Below are 17,687 nucleotides of genomic sequence, written 5' to 3'. Positions count from 1 at the left end.
GGCCCACCCGAAAAGATGGGCCTTTAAGCATGCAAAGATAGTCTTAACCACTTTACCGATTAAGAACGATTCGCTCGGTCTAGCGCACGTTGTGCTTTCTTAGCCGCTTGTTTTAGCGCTTTGTCAGCAGGCACGTTTTGGATTTGAATTTGGTCTGCAGCCACCTTAAGCGCATCCATGATCTTACCGTTGGTAGGGTCTAGGAAATCTTTGGTCGCCGTGTTCGCTTGCTTTAGCGGGATCAGAGCTTGTGGGTTATCTTTAGTGAACGCTTGGTATTCTGGAACTTCAGAAACGCTGTTACGCACTGGGATGTAGCCCGTAAACATCGACCATGCCGCGGTGTTTTTCGCGTTGGTGTAGAACTCAACAAACTCGAATGCACCTTTTGCTGCCGCTTCGTCTGTGCCTTTTGGCATCACGTAAACCAACGCACCCGCTTGTGGCGCAGAAGGGTTTGAGCCCCAACCTGGTTGTGTGGTTGCCGAAAGCTTAGTGAAGTCCAAATCACCTTGGTCACCCGATGAACCGGTGTAGCCTAGTGCGTTGTCTTTCATCACGTCATCAATGGTTTTGTACCAGTATTCCCAGCCTTGACCGCCGTAGTGAATTCGCATGATTTGATCATCGTGGATCCACTTACGGAAACTGTCCCAAACCTCAACCCATTCAGCCGAGTCGATTAACACGGTTTTTCCGTCATCACTGATGATCTTCGCACCGTTAGAGAAAGCCGCGTCAATCATGTTGTCTTGGCCCCACATTGGCTCCCATCCGTAAAAAGTCACTTTGCCTTTCTCATCACGCTGCGTAACTTTCCCCGCGACCTTAGCCACGCCTTGCCATGTATTTAGGTCTTGCTCAGTAAAGCCGTTATCTGCCAATACTTGCTTGTTGTAGTAAAACACTTGAGTAGTGCCGTAAGCAGGTAAGCCGATGATGGTGCCATCGTCTGCGGTCACTTGGTCTTTAAACGCACCAATGAAATCAGAGAAGTTGAACTCTTCATCCATGAACGGCGTTAAGTCACGGCTCAAACCACGCCCGTGCATCGCTTCCGCACGACCTGAATCTAATAGCACAAGTTCAGGTGCCGTTTTCGACGCTAAACCAGCTTGCAGCTTCTGGTAGGTTTCCGTGTAATTACCTTGCAATGCAGGCTTCACCACATACTCATCTTGGCTCGCGTTGAACTCTTCGATGAGCTTAGTCATCATTTGCTGTGGCTTAGTACCACCGGAATACCAAAAGTTAACTTCGGTTGCGGCAAGAACACTGCTAGAGAACATAGACGCGCTTGCTGCGCCAGCACACACTAGTGCGAGAGTTTTTAGTTTCATTTCCGTTTACTCTTTTACGCCGTTATCGGCGATACCTGAAAGAATCGTCTTTTGACAAATGACGAATAGAATTAACAAAGGCAATACTGCAATGGTGCTCGCCGCCATGATTTGCGACCAGTTCAATCCATAGTTACCTTCGGCAATAAAGTAGTGACGAATACCAGTCGCGATCAGGTTTAAATCCTGAGTCGTAATCACCAGACTCGGCCACATGTAGCTGTTGTAATTGGTAATAAAAGTGATGAGGAACAGTGTTGCGACTGCTGCTCGGCATTGCGGTAAGATGATTGCCCATAAGATCTTGAGCTCACCTGCACCATCAATTCGTGCCGCTTCAATCAGCGACGGATGCACCTTGATAAACACTTGGCGTAAATAGAACACACCGAAAACCGACGCCGCGTTCGACGCGACTAAGCCCATGTGAGAATCCAACAAACCCAGCTTTGCCAAGGTGATATAAGACGGAATATAAGTCACTGCGCCTGGCAGCATGTAACAGCCCATCACGATGAAATAGAGCACTGTCTTCGAACGAAACTTCAGCTGAGTCAGCGCGTATGCAAACATCGCGGAATTCACAATCACCAATAGAGTCGTAAACAAAGCCACGCTAAAGCTGTTGAAGATGTACAAGCCAAACGGCGCACTGTGAAAAGTTTCGACAAAGGTTTCCCAACGGAAATGTTCTGGAATCAAGTCCAGCGGGTTAGCAAAGATCTCATCGTTGCTTTTCAGCGAGCCAGACAGCATCCATAAGAACGGAAACACCATGATGGTTCCACAGGTTGCCAAGAACAGGTGCTTAGCCAGTGCGAGGAACGAACGGCGATCCACTGAATTTGTCTTTGACGCAACCTCTGATTTCGTCGCTTTGGTTTGGGCTTTAACTTTGGTTGTAGCTGCCCTCTGATTTAATACTTGATTGGCATCCAATACTTGTGTGGTCATAATTCTGTCCTTTCAAAAATCGACTAGTAGTACACCCAGCGCTTGCCGATGTAGGTATTAATAAGTGCCAACAATCCAGTAATCAGGAATATCACTAACGATGTCGCGGCTGCAGGTCCCATTTCGTAACGTTCAAATGCTTGTTGGTAGAATAAGTACAACAAGGTACGAGTCTCACCACCCGGCCCGCCCTGCGTTAAGATCTGGAACTGATCGAACGCCTGCATTGCAGTGATAATATTGACCACCACTAAGAAGAATGTGGTTGGAGAAATCAGGGGCAGCGTTATCTTCAAAAAGCGCGTTAAGCTACTGCAACCATCGATCAAAGAAGCCTCATACAGTGACTCTGGAATCTTGTTGATCGCATTGATGTAAAACAACATCGTCCAACCAATCGCCTGCCACACCGTAACGATAATTACCGCAATCAAGGCTGTGTTTCCGTTCTCTAACCATGGAATCGCGCTAAACCCTGCAGACTCCAATAAGTGGTTTGCCAAGCCCGATTTGGTCTCAAATACCCAAGACCACACAATCGAAACTGCCACCGTTGGTGTAATCCAAGGTGAGAAGATCACCGCACGGTAAAACTGGCTACCCTTAAAGTTTTTGTGCAGCAACATGGCAAACACCAGACCAAGAATAATGGTGGGGATCACCACGCCGACTGAGAACCAAAACGTATTGAGCATCGCTTGGATGAACTCGTAGTCCTCAACCATATACTCGTAATTTTCTAAACCGATGAACGAATAATCTGGCGAGATGTAATCCCAATCGGTGAAGCTGATGTAAATCGAATAACCAAATGGTACGAGCCAAAAAGTAAACAGTGGCACCAACAACGGTGCGGTAAATAGCAGTACCTTTAAGCGGTTTTTCATTGGTTCTGAGAAAGCACTCATGGTGACCTCGTCCTTATTTGTATGCGGTTAAATTAAGGGGTTTGTGTGACAGGTTAGTAAGAGCGCCCTTCATTTTTTTTATGGCTACCCATTAGAAAATCTTTACTCCAGTTCACCGTCTTCCATTTGGTGATAGAGCCAATCGCAGAAGAAATTCACCTTGGCGCTGCGACTGTGTTTGGTAATCAGATAGTGGGCAGATTCGGCAGGCATCGAGGATTCGTTTGCCAACACAAGGTCTTCTTTCTTGAGCAATTCAGACACCGCGAGCGAGCGTACGAGCAACATTCCAATGCCATGTTTAACCGCTTCTAAGGCATGCAGAGAGTTACTCACTTCGAGCAGAACCTTAGGTAAGGTCATCTCGAATTGGTTATGCCCAAGCCATTGCAGCCAGTTCTCTCGGTAGCCTTTCACCTGAACCGTCGGCAGAGCAGCAAAGTCATGCTTGCTGAGTAATTCTTGATGATCGGATTTGAATTGAGGGCTACACACTAACTGCCAGTGTTCTTGAAACAGTCGCTCACAATGGGTGTCTTCGCTTTCGACTTTGCCGTTGGTCAGCTCGATATCGACATTCTGACAAGGGTTGGTTGATGGCCAATCCACCAGCTGAATATCGAGCCTGATAAAAGGGTATTTTTGATAAAAAGATGGCAGGCGAGGTAGCAGCCAGTTATGGCAAAAGGTGTGATTAACGCGCAGGCTCAAAACGTCGGTTTCTTTTTCCCCAAACAGGATTTGAGTCTGTAGTTTCAGATGAGCCAATGAGCCCGCAACAATCGGTTGATAATGTTGGGCAGCCGACGTCAACTTTACGCCTTTGGAGCTGCGTTCAAACAGTGTGGTATCGAGAAAGATTTCTAAACTTTTAAGCTGCTGACTCACCGCAGCTTGCGTAACACAAAGCTCTCGCGCAGCAGCGCCAATAGAACCGAGGCGGGCAACAGCTTCGAACGCAACAAGGGCACGTAGAGGGGGTAACATGGCTTCACCTGATTGAAATAAAAGTGAAAAATACTTCAGTCAGGTTTCAGTTTTTTGTGCTTACCGTTACAGATTAATGACGAAGGGACGTTGATCCGATATTTATGATCAACGTCCCTTTTCTCTATTTCTAATTGTTATGCGTGATGTCTTAGCTTCGCTATGTCTTAGAGCCGAGTTCGCATCAGACTTATCTATTGATCTTTGCAATAACGCAGCTCTAGTAGGTGCCGATATTCGCGAAGCAGCACCGCTTAAAGACGTTGAAGAGAGTAAACCCATCACATCTAAAGTAAGTGTGCCCGGCTCTACTTTTTAATATAATGAGTTTCTAGAAATCAAGGCTAAACGTATTTAAATAGCGCTCTAGCCTAACTGAATAAAAGTCTGATAATTCTTCGTCTTCTTCATCATGACAGTCGGTACAAGTGTCCTTAGGATCAAATTCTTCATGGGGAAGATGACACTCGACGCACTCCATCTCTTCGCTCTCTTTGTGCTTTAAATTATGCTGGCGCCCTTCGAGGTGACCAAAATCATCATGACACTCCACGCAGCTGTTATATTCAAACTCAAGATCGTCAGAAGGCTCTTCGTCTAGATGGCACTGACCCGCACATGTTTCATCCTTTAGGTGAATATTCGCAAGGTTATGCTCATCTGGATTAGGTAAATCTTCAGCGACCACCAGTGCGCATACTCCAGCAAGTAACACACTAATTAAATATCTAGTCGTACTCATAAAACTGGCTCCTTCTTACCGATGCGACTTAAGCTCTTTCTCACGCAGAATAGCTTCATGGCAGGTTGCACATAACCCAATACGGAACTTCTTACTGATACCGATAATCGGGTCTGAATCGCGATGTAAATTATGACAATTGGAACATGTCAATTTGGTGGCATGTACATCGTGAGTCCACTCACTGACCCTCAAGCTTTCAGGAGAATGACAAGCGATACACTTTTGGTTTTGCTCGAAAATTGGCAAGTCGATATGATCATCGAATGGAATCACACTTACCACATCAGAATCTTTGGGATGAGAACCTTTTCTGCCATGACAAGCCGTGCAGTTGTTGTAAAACTCAGTACTGGCATGTGCGCCTACAGAAGCGATGGCATTAATATTTTTAAGCAGACGCTTTTTTTGATGGCACCGTATACAACGCTTATTTTCCTTTATTAAATTCTGCATTTCCGCTTCATTGGTAATTTGGCTAGAAAACGGTTTTACATTATGCACAGCGGGATTCTGAACTGTTGACTCAGAACAGAGTGGTAGCGGCATAAAGAATATGCTCAACGTGGTCAACACAAATAAATAAGAAACATATTGAGTAACTGTTTTGACCATAATAGTACTCTTCTGTTAAGAAGTGATTTGAGCCGATTATTTCGACACAAATCATTTCAGTTAGTTACGAGTGTTATAATTATTTAAACTCAAGGTTTAACACACCGCGATGGTATATGTGATTAATTTGAGAGTTATCAAAAACCGCAACACCAAATGGATATAATTGGCTCAAATCGTCAAATTGCACATCTTGCGTTTCTGCATTTTCACCCGTAGTTACAAGCTTACGCTTCATTTCCAGAGTCCAAACACCCTCTTTCCAAATAACACCGACTTCGATATCACCACGGGAACCGGTAAATGGCTTACCCGTTAACCCTGGAATTCGGTCTAACTTATTGTAGTCAGTTGTAAACGGCTTCTTCTCTGAGTCTAAAATAAGTAATGTTTCATTGGTTAAGTTATCTGATACATAGGCTGGCTGACCGTCTTTTATGTTATTAACGTAGCCACCCCCCGTTTTGCTGTCTCCTTTACGTCCCCAACCTTTGTTTTGTTTTGGATCGGTATTACTATCAACATATTGGTCATCAAGCTGATTATGAACCGCGGTTCTCACACCTTTCCAGTGCCACATATCAATAAACTCGTCTTCCTGCTTGGTGTATTTACGTGCTGGGTTCTTATCATCACGCCCTGCATTTTTACCCTTTTTAGCTCTGTGACATGCAGCATTACACCCTTTCTCAGAAAAGCCTTCAGCATTGATGTCCCAATAAACCGCAAATTTATCTTCGTAGTAAGTATTGTCGTGCCCAGTATCATCTTTATTTTTCAACTGCTTCCATGACCCATCCTCTTGTTTAACCCAAGGAAAGCGGTCAATACTTTTGGTCGGGTCGGCATAAGTAAACAAGAAGTAAATGTATTCATTGTCATACATCGACTTCATTTCCACACTGGTTTTTTTAATGCCTTCATAGCCATTATTTGGTTTATACGGTAATTTGTTCACCTTCTGTGTCAGTGGTTTAGCTTGCTCCCAAACGGCATCAACGTTGCCATCGATAACTATATTTGAGGCAAGCTTACTGCTCTCTAGTATCTTATCTTTTGCGTGAACAGCACTGGCTGGAATGATCGTAAGTACAACCACGGCTAATAGCGTCATCATTGAGTACTTCATTATTACCCTCCTAAATCCCATTGCTCTATTTATATAATTAAGCGTAGGAATGAATGAGTTTATTTCAATTGATCGACATCAACTTAAATACAAATAGACAAAATATAAAAATAGATATTTAGAAATCAATAAATAGATAATCACTTTTTTAAAAAAATCTCAAATATTATAAATATCAATAGCTTTATGATAGCTATACTTAACTAATTCACAAATAATAATGGTTAGTATCAATTTCGAGCTTCAACGTTCATTTATAGGCAGCTAAAACTCCCTATAAGTAGCATTATCTAAAATAGAGATATAATAAAGGGACGTTAATCATATATTTATGTTCAACGTCCCTTTTCTTCTGTTTTTGACCTTTATGCGCTATTTCCTAGCTCTATCATATTTTAGTCCTGATATGTCTGAACTCGCATTTGGCCCACCTATTCCTTGATGTAAAGATCCTTAGAATAGATACGTCCTTCTACATTGTTTTTCGCAAAGCCACCAACACTCGGTCGCACTAGGCGAGCTTGCATATAGTAATAGATGGGTGCGATAGGCATGTCTTCAGCCAGTAACTGCTCCGCTTGATCATAGAAGCCTTGGCGATCTTGCTCGTTGGTTGCTGACAGTGCGCTGTCCATTGCAGCGTCGTACTTGTCATTGTTGTAACGCGCAAAGTTACCTGAAGACTCAGAGCGCAATAAGCTCAAGAAAGTCGATGCTTCATTGTAGTCACCACACCAAGAAGCGCGCATCACATCAAAATCACCTTGGCGACGTGACACCAAGTAAGACTTCCACTCTTGGTTTTCAAGCTCGACTTGAGCACCCAAATTACCTTTCAGCATTGATGCAATCGCCACTGCAATCGACTTGTTCGACTCACTGGTGTTGTACAGTAATTTGAAATCCAACGGATTAGACGCATCGTAGCCCGCTTCTTTGAGTAGCTCTTTAGCTTTTTGGTCGCGCTCCTTTTGAGTCCAAGTACTGTATTCAGGCTGAGTCGCATCAAACCCTGCTGTATATTCATGAGCAAAGGTATAAGCCGGCAGGTTACCCACCTGAGTGACGCCATTGGTGATAACATCACGCATCATAGAATACGACACGGCTTTACGTACTCGCGCATCATCGAATGGAGGACGTGTAGTATTGAACGCGTAGTAGTAGGTACACAGCAAAGGTACCGCAGTAAATGCATCTTGGTATTTGGTTTTGAGCTGCTGCGCCATGTGTGTTGGTACGTCAGAAGTGATATCAACTTCGCCCACCGCATAACGGTTAATCGAGGCATTCTGATTCTCAAACGGAATATAAGTCACTTCGGTTAAGTGCGTATCTGAACTGTCCCAGTATTTCGGGTTCTTCTTCAGTTCAATGCGTTCGTTAACCACCCATTCATCCAAAACAAACGCGCCATTACCGACAAACTGCTTAGGGTCACTCCACGGCTTGTCGCTGTTTTCTAGCGTTGCCTTATGAACGGGCATCATGGATGTGTGGCCCGTCATCGCAACAAAGTATGGTACTTTACTATCAAGCTCGAACTTCACCGTGTGTTTATCGACAGCGGAAATACCGAGATCTTCAACGGGCTTCTTACCTTCTGCCACGTCAGCGATGTTGTTGATTTTGGTGAGCTTGAGATACCACACGTTTGGCGATGCGGTTTTAGGGTCGACCGCACGTCTTATCGCATACACAAAATCATCGGCTGTCACCGGATCGCCATTCGACCATTGAGCGTCTTTACGTAGGTGGAATACAAACGTCTTGTTGTCTTCGGTTTCCCAAGATTCCGCAACTCCTGGGGTGATATTGCCATCGCGATCTTGGATCACTAATCCTTCAAACAGATCGCGTAGTATGTGCATTTCCGGCAAGCCTTCTGCTTTTGCAGGGTCAAGCGTCGCAGCTTCTGCATCGTTAGCACGAACTAAGTGTTGGTCTTTCGCCAGTGAAACACCAGCAGGTAAGGTTTCAGCAACGGCAGTCACTGATATAAAAGGGGTCAATAAAGATGAAATGAGTAAAGCCGTTGAATGTTTTTTAAAATCCATGTTTTTTTGCTCTCCTAGCCTATCTTTGAAGCAAGTAATAAAATTAACAATGCGACTGTTGACGAGTTTTAACGCTTTAGTTTATTTAAGTAAGTTTGTGTAATCGTTAATACTTGATAGTACTTGATCAATCAGGAGATAAAGGTGAGTTTAATTCCAAGAACGGAAAGAGCTGCATTTTCAATAAAGCCGCTGCCATATGGAAAGTCGGTATTGGGCGCACCCTTGCTCTATTTCCCCGCGCAAATAGAAAGCGAATCTCGCGGGCTGATCTTAGCGGGCACACACGGTGATGAAACGGCTTCTATCGCGGGTTTATCTTGCGCGCTAAGAAGCTTGCCAACCGCCAACTTACGACACGATGTGATCCTGTCGATGAACCCAGATGGCAATCAACTAGGCACTCGCGCCAACGCCAACCAAGTTGATTTAAACCGCGCTTTTCCGACTCAAAACTGGACAGAAAACGGCACCGTCTATCGCTGGAGTTCAAATACACCAGTCAGAGATGTAAAAGTAAAAACGGGGCAAGCCGACCAGCTAGAACCTGAAGTACAATCACTGATCGACCTCATCGAGCAGCGCCAGCCTAAGTTCGTCATATCTTTCCACGAGCCACTCGCCATGGTCGACGACCCAACTCAATCAGAGCTCGCCATTTGGCTAGGCAAGCAATTCAACCTACCGATCGTCGAAGACGTCGACTACGAAACCCCAGGCTCATTCGGTACCTGGTGCCAAGAAAGAAACCTACCGTGCATTACCGTAGAGCTGCCACCCATTTCCGCGGACCTGACTATAGAGCAGTATTTAGATGCGTTTGTGGCTGTGTTGGGGGGTAAGTTGACTTATTTTCGAACATAGCTTCGATAGAGAATTAGCTCACTCGGAAATTAGCATTGGCATTGGCATAAAAGATCCCTCTAACTCGGAATCCAATATTGATAATGTAGATCATTATTAGTTTTCTTGGAGCTGCTTCATGCCTTTAAGATATACATCATAGTTATACACATCATCTTCATCACCAATCTCAGCAAATCTTCTGAAAATATCCCCTGCCAACTCTAGATCTTGTAAATTGCTAGACTTAATTAGAGAAAATGCTAATTCTCTTGTTACATAGTTTTCATCTAGCTGATAAGACTTTTTCAGATAGTTTTTAGCTTTTAAATACCAATCTAAAGGTGCATCTTTTGCTTCTGTAAATTTAAAATAATAACTCAGACCAAGGATAGACATCTGGTCGGGATCATTTTCATTATAAAAAGGGCTAGACTCGACAATTTCGATTGCTTTATCAAGGTTGCGAACAAAGCCCTCCCCATGGTAATAAATACTGGCTTCGATTAAAAAAGCATAGTTTTCATTTGTTTTAGAGATAATTTCTAACTTCTCTAAGAACTTTTTTTTGCTGTAGAAACCACTTAGGTAATTTATATTGTCCAAATATACAAATATACCGTCAACCACCTTAGAGTCTTCCTCTGAAGTAAAGTCATCGAAGAAGCAGGTCTCTAGTTCCTTAGTACAAGAATACTTATTTGTTGCGTTAACCCAACTTATATCTCCTTCAGCAAAAACTTGCAGTGAAGTGAATACTCCTAACAAAAAAAATAATGTTTTATACATCAAATGTCCAAAAGTCATATAGTGCATTGAAATGAGTTCGGTTTGTACAATGGAACAACTTAGGTTATCCGATTACTATCATGTGTGTGCAGACTAAGAGAGGTTACAAATATCAACTTCTATGCCACGAAAGTCCGTGCTTCATAATTACATAATACAATCCACATTTATAAAATAAAAAGAAAAATCAATCTGTTAAATTAATAAGTGTGACCTAAATAAAGCTCAATGACTCACCGACTCCGAAAACAGGTTGATGATCACTACGCCAGACAGAATCAAACCGATCCCAATCACCGCGTAGATATCGAGTTTCTGCCCGTAAACCAGCCAAGACAGTGCTGCGACTAATACAATCCCAGCCCCACACCAAATCGCATACGCCACACCCAAAGACATGGTTTGCACTGTGAGAGATAACAGATAAAAGGCACAACCGTAGCTAATCAATACCGCGGCCGTGGCCGGTAAAGAAGTAAATTGCTGCGTTTTAGGTAATAAAGAAGTGGCGACAACTTCAAGCACGATGGCGAGTGATAGCATCACTGGTGGTGGGAGAGATAAAAGCATGTTTGAGTCCACAACTGTAAAATACGGCGCTCAGAATATTGTAGTTTTATTTCCAATTCATGCGATTTTCAGTAAGCAATTATTATGACGTACCCTAAAAGATCTTAACCAAGAAACTCAATGAATTGGTCTTAGATAATTCATCTGCATGCAAAATAAAAGAGCCTGCTAACTCATTTTTAGACAAAAGGGAGCTACAGCTTCCCCTAAATTAGCAATTCATAGATAGCCCAAGGTTTTCCATAATTAGGAAAAGACGGACTGATAGTTTATGGATTATGAATATGTGTTCAGCTATTGATCCCCGTTGAGCTGATCGCGCTTTTTCAGTGATGCGTAAAAATTGGCTAAAAACTCAATGTCCTCTTTGGGGGCTGCAAGCATGAGGTCGAGAAATTTAAGTGTACTGGCAGAAAGAGGCAATTGCCCTCCATGTAATCGCTCTAATTGGGTCATTGGGAACAACTGCAGCAAGCTGACATCAAGCGCTTTGGCGATTCGGAAAAAGTCCAAAATGGTGAAGTGACTTTTCGCTTCTCTATCCATCTTCTCATAAAGCGCTGAGCGGCCAATATCTGCTTTTTTAGCCAGCGAATTCTTAGATAACCCTTCTTGAACCATGAGCGCCTCGATTCGCTCTATCACCATTCTTCGAAAGACCGTCTCTTCAACGCCGAAGAATTCAAACCCTTCTGTTTCTATTTCTGCCATTACGATTGTCCGTTTTCTGGAATTACTCGTGTAATGCTATCTGAATTTCGGAAATTTGAAATGATAATTTAATAGCCAGACATAGAGGTATGAGTTGTCTCAAATGATGAATCAAATACATAAAGGAAAACAATATGAAAATGACTAAACGCGCAATCCTTTCTACCGCACTTGCACTCTCAGGTTCAGCTCACGCGATTTCTCTTGAGCCAGTACCAGGTTTGGATGTCCATCAGCCTTACTATGCGCCGCAAGCATTTGTTCAGCAAGAAAGTTTACCTATTGTTGATATTCGTGGCGTAAAATCGGCTGATTATGCTGAGTTATTTGAAAAGCAGGTCGGTGAAGAAGTACGACGTGGTATTAAGGAAGCGAAATACGTCTACAAACTAGCAGGCATCGATGTGGTCAAGTTTGAGAGAGATTCAATGAAGGTTTTAAGGAACTCTCAAAAGCTTAATCCCGACTACTTCGAAGTTCTTAACGCGCTTGCCAAAGTGGGCGGGATTTCGTTAAAAACCATGTTCACACTATCACAGCTTGATGCGGCATTAGCTTCGACTGCCCAGTCTGCGCTAAGCGGATGCACAACAGTGAGTTTTTCAGGTACTGGTGTTGTAGGTCAAGTAAACGACACGCCTTCGTTATCTGGTGGTAATTACTGGGTTTTACAAGCTGATGATTATGTACAGGTGATGGCATCAGGATTTTATGGTTCAGGTCAAACACTAGGTAAAGATATTGGGGTTGTGATTAACTTCCAAGGTACCGACTCTAAGGGTATAGGCAATGAAGCAGACAACGCTATTGAGCTTGGTACACTTCAAAACTACCTAGTGCGAAACGCCAAGAGTGTTGATGATGCAGAGAAGATTTTAGACCAATACCGTACTGTCGTGGCATCCCACTTTAACTTTGCGGACAGTACTGGTAACACGGTGGGCGTGGAGATGCTCGACGGTAAGAACTACGTCATAAAACGTCCTGCAGGTGTCGGTCATGCGAATCACTCTGAGCGTCCAGGCGTATTGCAAGCATTCGCTGAGTCTGTGGGGCTTGGCGAGAAGAGTAAACAGCGTACGGTTGCAACCGCTTACACTGAGTGGCGCGCAGAGTTTGCTCAGCAGTTCATTGATAACACACCAGAAGGCAATGTAGAGGCTGCTAAGTATGTACTTAATACGAAGCCGATTGCGCAGCATGCCGCTTATGGCTCTGACTTTATCTCCACGCTAACAGCAGTTATGGATACAAAAGAAGGCTGTATAGAAGTCGCTCCAGGTGTGGGTGAGTGGAATGACTTCCAACGTGTTTGTTTAGACAAGTAAGCACAAAGCATAATAGAAAGCCGACTTAGGTAACAGTGATCAACCCGATGAGCGTTGATCGTTGTTAGAAAGCGAATATGCAATTAACGTGAGTGAGGTGACCCGAGCACCCCACTTGAACGTTACGACTCATATGTAAAAGTCCATACTTTGAATAGGTCCTCCATGGACTTTGCCATCAAGCCTTGAGTAGTTACTGTGAATTACTGAATATTTTCAAAACGAAGAGGCTTTGATGTGTAACTCGTCCACATGAGAAGCCAATGACACAGTGGAAATGACCAGCAAACGAACATGTTTGAACTTACCACGAGAAAATAAGCGAAAATCTCACGTCGTATTTATTTCTAATAAATACCTTACCTACATAGTTCCTGTTTACAGTGTCCTTAGGTTCTCTGAGTAACGAACGTCCCCTATCCCCCCTTCTTAATATACCAATTATTACAAATACGTAATAATCATTTTCCATTTAGAGGGATTATCAAAAACTAGAGTGACATCTATACTAGCTCCAACAAAACGAGAGAGCGGAAACATTTAAGCTCGACTACTCTTAACGAGTTGAACTTAATTGCAAAGTTATCCGCTGTACTGACATATAAAGGAAGCATCCAATGACTATCGAAATCAAACCTGGTCAAACTCATATCCAATCCAAAGCTATGGTTGCTTGGAAAGCGGGCGAGCCACTAAAGCGTGAAACGGTTGACGTTGAACTGCCAAAAGCTGGCGAAGTACTTGTTCGTATCGTTGCGACTGGTGTTTGTCACACTGACGCATTCACATTATCAGGTGACGATCCAGAAGGTATCTTCCCTTCAATCCTTGGTCACGAAGGTGGCGGTATCGTTGAGATGATCGGCGAAGGCGTGACAAGCGTTGAAGTTGGCGATCACGTTATCCCACTTTACACTGCTGAGTGTGGCGAATGTAAATTCTGTAAGTCTGGTAAAACTAACCTTTGCCAAGCGGTTCGTGAAACTCAAGGTAAAGGCCTAATGCCAGATGGCACAAGCCGTTTCTCTATCAACGGTGAGACAATCTTCCACTACATGGGTTGTTCTACTTTCTCTGAGTACACAGTACTTCCAGAAATCTCACTAGCAAAAGTAAGCAAAGAAGCACCACTTGAAGAAGTTTGTCTTCTAGGTTGTGGCGTTACAACAGGTATGGGCGCGGTACTGAACACAGCTAAAGTTGAAAAAGGCGACAACGTTGCTGTATTTGGCCTTGGTGGTATCGGTCTTTCTGCAATCATTGGTGCTCGTATGGCTGGTGCTGACCGCATCATCGGTGTTGACATCAACGAGAGCAAATTCGAGCTAGCGAAACAACTTGGCGCGACTGACTGCATCAACCCAATGAACTACGACAAGCCAATCCAAGACGTTATCGTTGAGATGACCGACGGTGGTGTTGAGTACTCTTTCGAATGTATTGGTAACGTAAACGTGATGCGTCAAGCGCTTGAATGTTGTCACAAAGGTTGGGGCGAATCTGTAATCATCGGTGTTGCAGGCGCAGGTCAAGAGATCTCAACTCGTCCATTCCAACTAGTAACCGGTCGTGTATGGCGTGGTTCTGCTTTCGGTGGTGTTAAAGGCCGCTCTGAGCTTCCAGAAATCGTAAACCGTTACATGGCAGGTGAGTTTGGTCTTCAAGAGTTCATTACTCACACAATGAGCCTTGACGAAGTAAACGACGCATTCGACCTAATGCACAAAGGTGAATCTATCCGTACTGTTTTACACATGGACAGATAATTCTCCTTGGTCTCGGCACTTAGGTGTCGAGACCACAGTTCTGACTTAAGCATCAGAGCGAAACTGTCTTCACCACCTCCTGCCCGGTGGGTGGTGAAACTTTTACTCATATAGACAAATTTACTCCCAAACCATCAACCTAACGGAGCACAATAGATGACAATTGAAAACATTAGCCAAGCAAAGGTTGCTGGTGGTTGGCACAAACAATACACCCACTTTTCTGCAACGCTTGACTGCAACATGCGTTTCGCGATTTTCTTGCCACCGAATGCAAGCAAAGAAAACCCAGTACCTGTTTTATATTGGTTATCAGGCCTAACCTGTACCGATGAAAACTTCATGCAAAAAGCCGGCGCATTCAAAGCCGCGGCTGAGCAAGGCATTGCCATTGTTGCCCCAGACACAAGCCCGCGTGGCGAAGGTGTTGCCGACGATGAAAACTACGACTTAGGCCAAGGCGCAGGCTTCTACGTGAATGCTACTCAAGCGCCATGGGACAGCCATTACCACATGTACGATTACGTGGTAACAGAGCTTCCTGCACTGATTGAGTCTTTCTTCCCTGTAACATCAGTGAAATCAATTTCTGGTCACAGCATGGGTGGACACGGTGCACTAACGATTGGCATTAAAAACGAAGATAGCTACCGCTCTATCTCGGCATTCAGCCCAATCACGAACCCAATGCAATGCCCTTGGGGACAGAAAGCATTCAACCAATACTTGGGCTTAGATATTGAAGAGTGGAAGCACTACGATGCCTCTGAGCTTCTAAAAACCAAAGGCACTAAGCTGCCAATGTTGGTAGACCAAGGCGAAGCGGATAACTTCCTGATTGAGCAGCTTAAACCTGAGCAACTAGTCGAAGCGGCTAAGGTAACCAATGCCGATTTAGAGCTACGTATGCAGCCAGGTTACGACCACAGCTACTTCTTCATCTCTAGCTTTATTGATGAGCACATTGAGTTCCACGCGGCTTACCTAAACAAGTAGCGACACCTATTTAGCCCACACCTTGCAAAAGCGTGAGGTGTGGGCTTTTTTGTGCCTGCAATATGAGTTAATCCGCGATTGGCATCGATTAACACTTTCAAACACTCTTGCTATACCAACACAAACAATACAACGACAAAGGTACGAATATGAGCTGGTTTTTCTTGATGATGGGCGTAATGGCTGAAGCACTTTCTCACGTTGCACTTAAAGCCACTGACGGGTTTAGTTTGTCTAAACCAGTACCAGCTTTACTGGTTATCTCAGGGCACTTGGCAGCGTTTCTATTTTTGAGCCAAGCGATGAAGGGAATGCCAGTTGGTGTGGTGCACTCTTTATGGGCAGGTTTAGCTATCGTGACCGTGAGTCTGATTTCTACATTCGTTTACCGCCAGCACCTCGATACCATGGTTTGGATTGGCATGTTACTAGTGGCAGCCGGTGTTGTGATGATCAACCTGTCGCAAGGTCACTCACACTAGTGTAGATAGTGAGTTATTAACAGTGTGTCAATTCGTTCAAACTTCCTAACAGACAGGTGATGCCTTCACTTATTCATACTCTTACAATCAGCAAATCAAACCTGTTACCATAGCGTCTTCAACATCACCTATTTTGAAGGTTGCTATGAAAGCAATTAAGACTCTTTTCTTCCTGATGGTTTTATTGAGCGGTCTGTTTACCGCTTGGCTGTTTATCCCGATTCCAGCAACAATGGACAAGCAAACGCTCGACGTTCCATTGACGGAACCATTCAAGCTTGTGGCGTATCGCAGCAACCCGAATGATGCGAGCAAGCCGCTAACCTACCACTACTATGTGATTTCAGATGTGGTTGGTGTGGACGACATGGACCCGTTTCTAATTACGACAGACCAGTTTGTGAAGCTTGGCGAATTCGACGAGAACACATTCAACCTTACAGTTAACGGCAAGATTGAGAGCTACACCAACGATTTGTGGATCAAGAAAGCCGATGGCAAACTGCAGCACTGGTACGTAAGTATTAATGCCAACTACATTCGTTAAAGTCGGTATACAATAGAATCTATTATTAGACAGCGCTTGACTTCCAAGCGCTGTTTTTGTTTCTCGCCTCTCGCTTAAAACCTTCTCTCACTTTCCACCGACTACTGCCCTTTCCGCTGGAGATACGATAAGCTCAGCCAATGCTCAACGCCCAATAAATCAAAAATAATAAAGGATCACCCGTGGAATTTACGCTCGACAAATTTAACGGCATCATCATTGCCCCGGCAACCGCCCCTCAAGATGCTGATACATTTCATGCCGAACTTAGTGAAATCACCGAATTTTCAAAACAAAATAACAAAGGCATTATTTGGATTAGCTTACCTATTTCGCTCTCGCACCTCATTCCGGTAGCGACCGAACTTGGCTTTGTGTTCCACAACTGTCTAGAAGACGAGATTACGCTGATCCACAAATCCGAAATCGTCGAGTTTGTGCCTTTCATCCCGACCCATACTTTGGGAGCTGGAGCTCTGATCACCAACGGACACAATCAAGTGCTGATGATAAAAGAGCATGGCATGACAGGCTATAAACTACCTGGCGGCCACATTGAACTTGGCGAGGGTATTGAAGAGTCTGTGGTTCGAGAAACCTTGGAAGAGACGGGTATCAAAGCGGAGTTTGTATCGGTGGTTGGCATGGCAACGCGCCACCCATACCAGTTTGGCAAATCGAACCTCTACTTTGTTTGTCACCTTATCGCTCAAACTCGGGAGATTGCGATTCAAGACACCGATGAAATTGCAGAAGCAAAATGGGTCGATATTGAAGAGTACATTAACAACCCTGACAGTTACCCGTTTAATCGCCAGTTGGTCGGTTCTTTAATAGGGAAACAAGGATTAGAGCTTACTCAGCTAGAAGGTAATTCGGGCCCGAACCACAAGCCAGAAATCTTCTTTTCTAAAAGCTAGAAT

General features: G+C 44.1%; 19 protein-coding genes. 8 read left to right on the top strand and 11 right to left on the bottom strand.

Features of this window, described 5'->3' with window-relative positions:
• Positions 1–59: 59 nt before the first annotated feature.
• The 4 genes from CWO13_RS04340 to CWO13_RS04325 all read right to left on the bottom strand — a co-directional run bounded on the left by CWO13_RS04340 (position 60) and on the right by CWO13_RS04325 (position 4,189).
• Positions 60–1,340, bottom strand: a complete 1,281-nt coding sequence (locus tag CWO13_RS04340) for an extracellular solute-binding protein (protein ID WP_102480813.1) — start codon at positions 1,338–1,340, stop codon at positions 60–62.
• A 6-nt stretch (positions 1,341–1,346) separates the two neighbouring features.
• The gene (locus CWO13_RS04335; RefSeq protein ID WP_102431985.1) at positions 1,347–2,294 is read right to left on the bottom strand and encodes a carbohydrate ABC transporter permease; all 948 of its coding nucleotides are present in this window, start codon (positions 2,292–2,294) and stop codon (positions 1,347–1,349) included.
• Positions 2,295–2,317: 23 nt separating this feature from the next.
• Entirely contained in the window at positions 2,318–3,202 is an 885-nt protein-coding gene (locus CWO13_RS04330) for a carbohydrate ABC transporter permease (RefSeq protein WP_108082588.1), read from the bottom strand.
• A gap of 102 nt (positions 3,203–3,304) precedes the next feature.
• Positions 3,305–4,189, bottom strand: a complete 885-nt coding sequence (locus CWO13_RS04325; protein WP_102431983.1) for a LysR substrate-binding domain-containing protein — start codon at positions 4,187–4,189, stop codon at positions 3,305–3,307.
• A 139-nt stretch (positions 4,190–4,328) separates the two neighbouring features.
• On the opposite strand from CWO13_RS04325, the gene CWO13_RS04320 reads away from it, so the two are divergent.
• On the top strand, positions 4,329–4,508 hold the full coding sequence (locus CWO13_RS04320; RefSeq protein ID WP_102480815.1) for a hypothetical protein: 180 nt from the start codon (positions 4,329–4,331) through the stop codon (positions 4,506–4,508).
• Between the two features lie 12 nt (positions 4,509–4,520).
• On the opposite strand, the gene CWO13_RS04315 is transcribed toward CWO13_RS04320, so the two are convergent.
• From CWO13_RS04315 to CWO13_RS04300, 4 genes are all read right to left on the bottom strand, one after another.
• Entirely contained in the window at positions 4,521–4,931 is a 411-nt protein-coding gene (locus CWO13_RS04315; protein ID WP_102431981.1) for a cytochrome c3 family protein, read from the bottom strand.
• Positions 4,932–4,946: 15 nt separating this feature from the next.
• Positions 4,947–5,546 (bottom strand): cytochrome C, encoded by a 600-nt coding sequence (locus CWO13_RS04310; protein WP_108082587.1) that lies wholly within the window; start codon positions 5,544–5,546, stop codon positions 4,947–4,949.
• A 79-nt stretch (positions 5,547–5,625) separates the two neighbouring features.
• Positions 5,626–6,675: an ethylbenzene dehydrogenase-related protein gene (locus CWO13_RS04305; RefSeq protein WP_108082586.1), complete on the bottom strand. Its 1,050-nt coding sequence runs from the start codon at positions 6,673–6,675 to the stop codon at positions 5,626–5,628.
• A gap of 431 nt (positions 6,676–7,106) precedes the next feature.
• Positions 7,107–8,732, bottom strand: coding sequence for an ABC transporter substrate-binding protein (locus CWO13_RS04300; RefSeq protein ID WP_108082585.1), 1,626 nt, complete (start codon positions 8,730–8,732; stop codon positions 7,107–7,109).
• Between the two features lie 144 nt (positions 8,733–8,876).
• Between CWO13_RS04300 and mpaA the strand changes: the two genes are divergently transcribed.
• Entirely contained in the window at positions 8,877–9,596 is a 720-nt protein-coding gene (gene mpaA / locus CWO13_RS04295; protein ID WP_108082584.1) for a murein tripeptide amidase MpaA, read from the top strand.
• A 96-nt stretch (positions 9,597–9,692) separates the two neighbouring features.
• On the opposite strand, the gene CWO13_RS04290 is transcribed toward mpaA, so the two are convergent.
• From CWO13_RS04290 to CWO13_RS04280, 3 genes are all read right to left on the bottom strand, one after another.
• Positions 9,693–10,364, bottom strand: coding sequence for a sel1 repeat family protein (locus CWO13_RS04290; RefSeq protein WP_102530131.1), 672 nt, complete (start codon positions 10,362–10,364; stop codon positions 9,693–9,695).
• 225 nt (positions 10,365–10,589) lie between these two features.
• Positions 10,590–10,934, bottom strand: coding sequence for a DMT family transporter (locus tag CWO13_RS04285; protein WP_107899382.1), 345 nt, complete (start codon positions 10,932–10,934; stop codon positions 10,590–10,592).
• 294 nt (positions 10,935–11,228) lie between these two features.
• Positions 11,229–11,645 carry a helix-turn-helix domain-containing protein gene (locus tag CWO13_RS04280; RefSeq protein ID WP_108082583.1) on the bottom strand — a complete coding sequence of 139 codons (417 nt, stop codon included), beginning with the start codon at positions 11,643–11,645 and terminating at the stop codon, positions 11,229–11,231.
• Between the two features lie 134 nt (positions 11,646–11,779).
• On the opposite strand from CWO13_RS04280, the gene CWO13_RS04275 reads away from it, so the two are divergent.
• From CWO13_RS04275 to CWO13_RS04250, 6 genes are all read left to right on the top strand, one after another.
• A complete protein-coding gene (locus CWO13_RS04275; protein ID WP_108082582.1) occupies positions 11,780–12,973 on the top strand; it encodes a C45 family autoproteolytic acyltransferase/hydolase in 1,194 nt (397 codons plus the stop codon).
• Positions 12,974–13,590: 617 nt separating this feature from the next.
• Positions 13,591–14,739 carry an S-(hydroxymethyl)glutathione dehydrogenase/class III alcohol dehydrogenase gene (locus tag CWO13_RS04270; RefSeq protein WP_102433413.1) on the top strand — a complete coding sequence of 383 codons (1,149 nt, stop codon included), beginning with the start codon at positions 13,591–13,593 and terminating at the stop codon, positions 14,737–14,739.
• A gap of 156 nt (positions 14,740–14,895) precedes the next feature.
• A complete protein-coding gene (fghA, locus tag CWO13_RS04265; protein ID WP_048658978.1) occupies positions 14,896–15,735 on the top strand; it encodes an S-formylglutathione hydrolase in 840 nt (279 codons plus the stop codon).
• 149 nt (positions 15,736–15,884) lie between these two features.
• Positions 15,885–16,217 (top strand): DMT family transporter, encoded by a 333-nt coding sequence (locus CWO13_RS04260; RefSeq protein ID WP_048658977.1) that lies wholly within the window; start codon positions 15,885–15,887, stop codon positions 16,215–16,217.
• A 145-nt stretch (positions 16,218–16,362) separates the two neighbouring features.
• Positions 16,363–16,764, top strand: a complete 402-nt coding sequence (locus tag CWO13_RS04255; RefSeq protein WP_048663815.1) for a hypothetical protein — start codon at positions 16,363–16,365, stop codon at positions 16,762–16,764.
• A gap of 182 nt (positions 16,765–16,946) precedes the next feature.
• On the top strand, positions 16,947–17,684 hold the full coding sequence (locus CWO13_RS04250) for an NUDIX hydrolase (protein ID WP_102530510.1): 738 nt from the start codon (positions 16,947–16,949) through the stop codon (positions 17,682–17,684).
• The last annotated feature ends 3 nt before the right edge of the window (positions 17,685–17,687 follow it).

Origin of the sequence: Vibrio sp. ZF 223, assembly GCF_003050585.1 — a bacterium.
Taxonomy (GTDB): Bacteria; Pseudomonadota; Gammaproteobacteria; order Enterobacterales; family Vibrionaceae; genus Vibrio; species Vibrio crassostreae.
The sequence above is the reverse complement of the archived record's forward strand: the minus strand, read 5'-3'. Positions and strand labels throughout refer to the sequence as shown.

Excerpts from the sequence above, each read along its gene's own strand:
- CWO13_RS04340 (WP_102480813.1), bottom strand. The coding sequence starts at position 1,340 with ATGAAACTAAAAACTCTCGCACTAGTGTGTGCTGGCGCAGCAAGCGCG.
- CWO13_RS04335 (WP_102431985.1), bottom strand. The coding sequence starts at position 2,294 with ATGACCACACAAGTATTGGATGCCAATCAAGTATTAAATCAGAGGGCA.
- CWO13_RS04330 (WP_108082588.1), bottom strand. The coding sequence starts at position 3,202 with ATGAGTGCTTTCTCAGAACCAATGAAAAACCGCTTAAAGGTACTGCTA.
- CWO13_RS04325 (WP_102431983.1), bottom strand. The coding sequence starts at position 4,189 with ATGTTACCCCCTCTACGTGCCCTTGTTGCGTTCGAAGCTGTTGCCCGC.
- CWO13_RS04320 (WP_102480815.1), top strand. The coding sequence starts at position 4,329 with ATGCGTGATGTCTTAGCTTCGCTATGTCTTAGAGCCGAGTTCGCATCA.
- CWO13_RS04315 (WP_102431981.1), bottom strand. The coding sequence starts at position 4,931 with ATGAGTACGACTAGATATTTAATTAGTGTGTTACTTGCTGGAGTATGC.
- CWO13_RS04310 (WP_108082587.1), bottom strand. The coding sequence starts at position 5,546 with ATGGTCAAAACAGTTACTCAATATGTTTCTTATTTATTTGTGTTGACC.
- CWO13_RS04305 (WP_108082586.1), bottom strand. The coding sequence starts at position 6,675 with ATGAAGTACTCAATGATGACGCTATTAGCCGTGGTTGTACTTACGATC.
- CWO13_RS04300 (WP_108082585.1), bottom strand. The coding sequence starts at position 8,732 with ATGGATTTTAAAAAACATTCAACGGCTTTACTCATTTCATCTTTATTG.
- CWO13_RS04290 (WP_102530131.1), bottom strand. The coding sequence starts at position 10,364 with ATGTATAAAACATTATTTTTTTTGTTAGGAGTATTCACTTCACTGCAA.
- CWO13_RS04285 (WP_107899382.1), bottom strand. The coding sequence starts at position 10,934 with ATGCTTTTATCTCTCCCACCACCAGTGATGCTATCACTCGCCATCGTG.
- CWO13_RS04280 (WP_108082583.1), bottom strand. The coding sequence starts at position 11,645 with ATGGCAGAAATAGAAACAGAAGGGTTTGAATTCTTCGGCGTTGAAGAG.
- CWO13_RS04275 (WP_108082582.1), top strand. The coding sequence starts at position 11,780 with ATGAAAATGACTAAACGCGCAATCCTTTCTACCGCACTTGCACTCTCA.
- CWO13_RS04270 (WP_102433413.1), top strand. The coding sequence starts at position 13,591 with ATGACTATCGAAATCAAACCTGGTCAAACTCATATCCAATCCAAAGCT.
- fghA (WP_048658978.1), top strand. The coding sequence starts at position 14,896 with ATGACAATTGAAAACATTAGCCAAGCAAAGGTTGCTGGTGGTTGGCAC.
- CWO13_RS04260 (WP_048658977.1), top strand. The coding sequence starts at position 15,885 with ATGAGCTGGTTTTTCTTGATGATGGGCGTAATGGCTGAAGCACTTTCT.
- CWO13_RS04255 (WP_048663815.1), top strand. The coding sequence starts at position 16,363 with ATGAAAGCAATTAAGACTCTTTTCTTCCTGATGGTTTTATTGAGCGGT.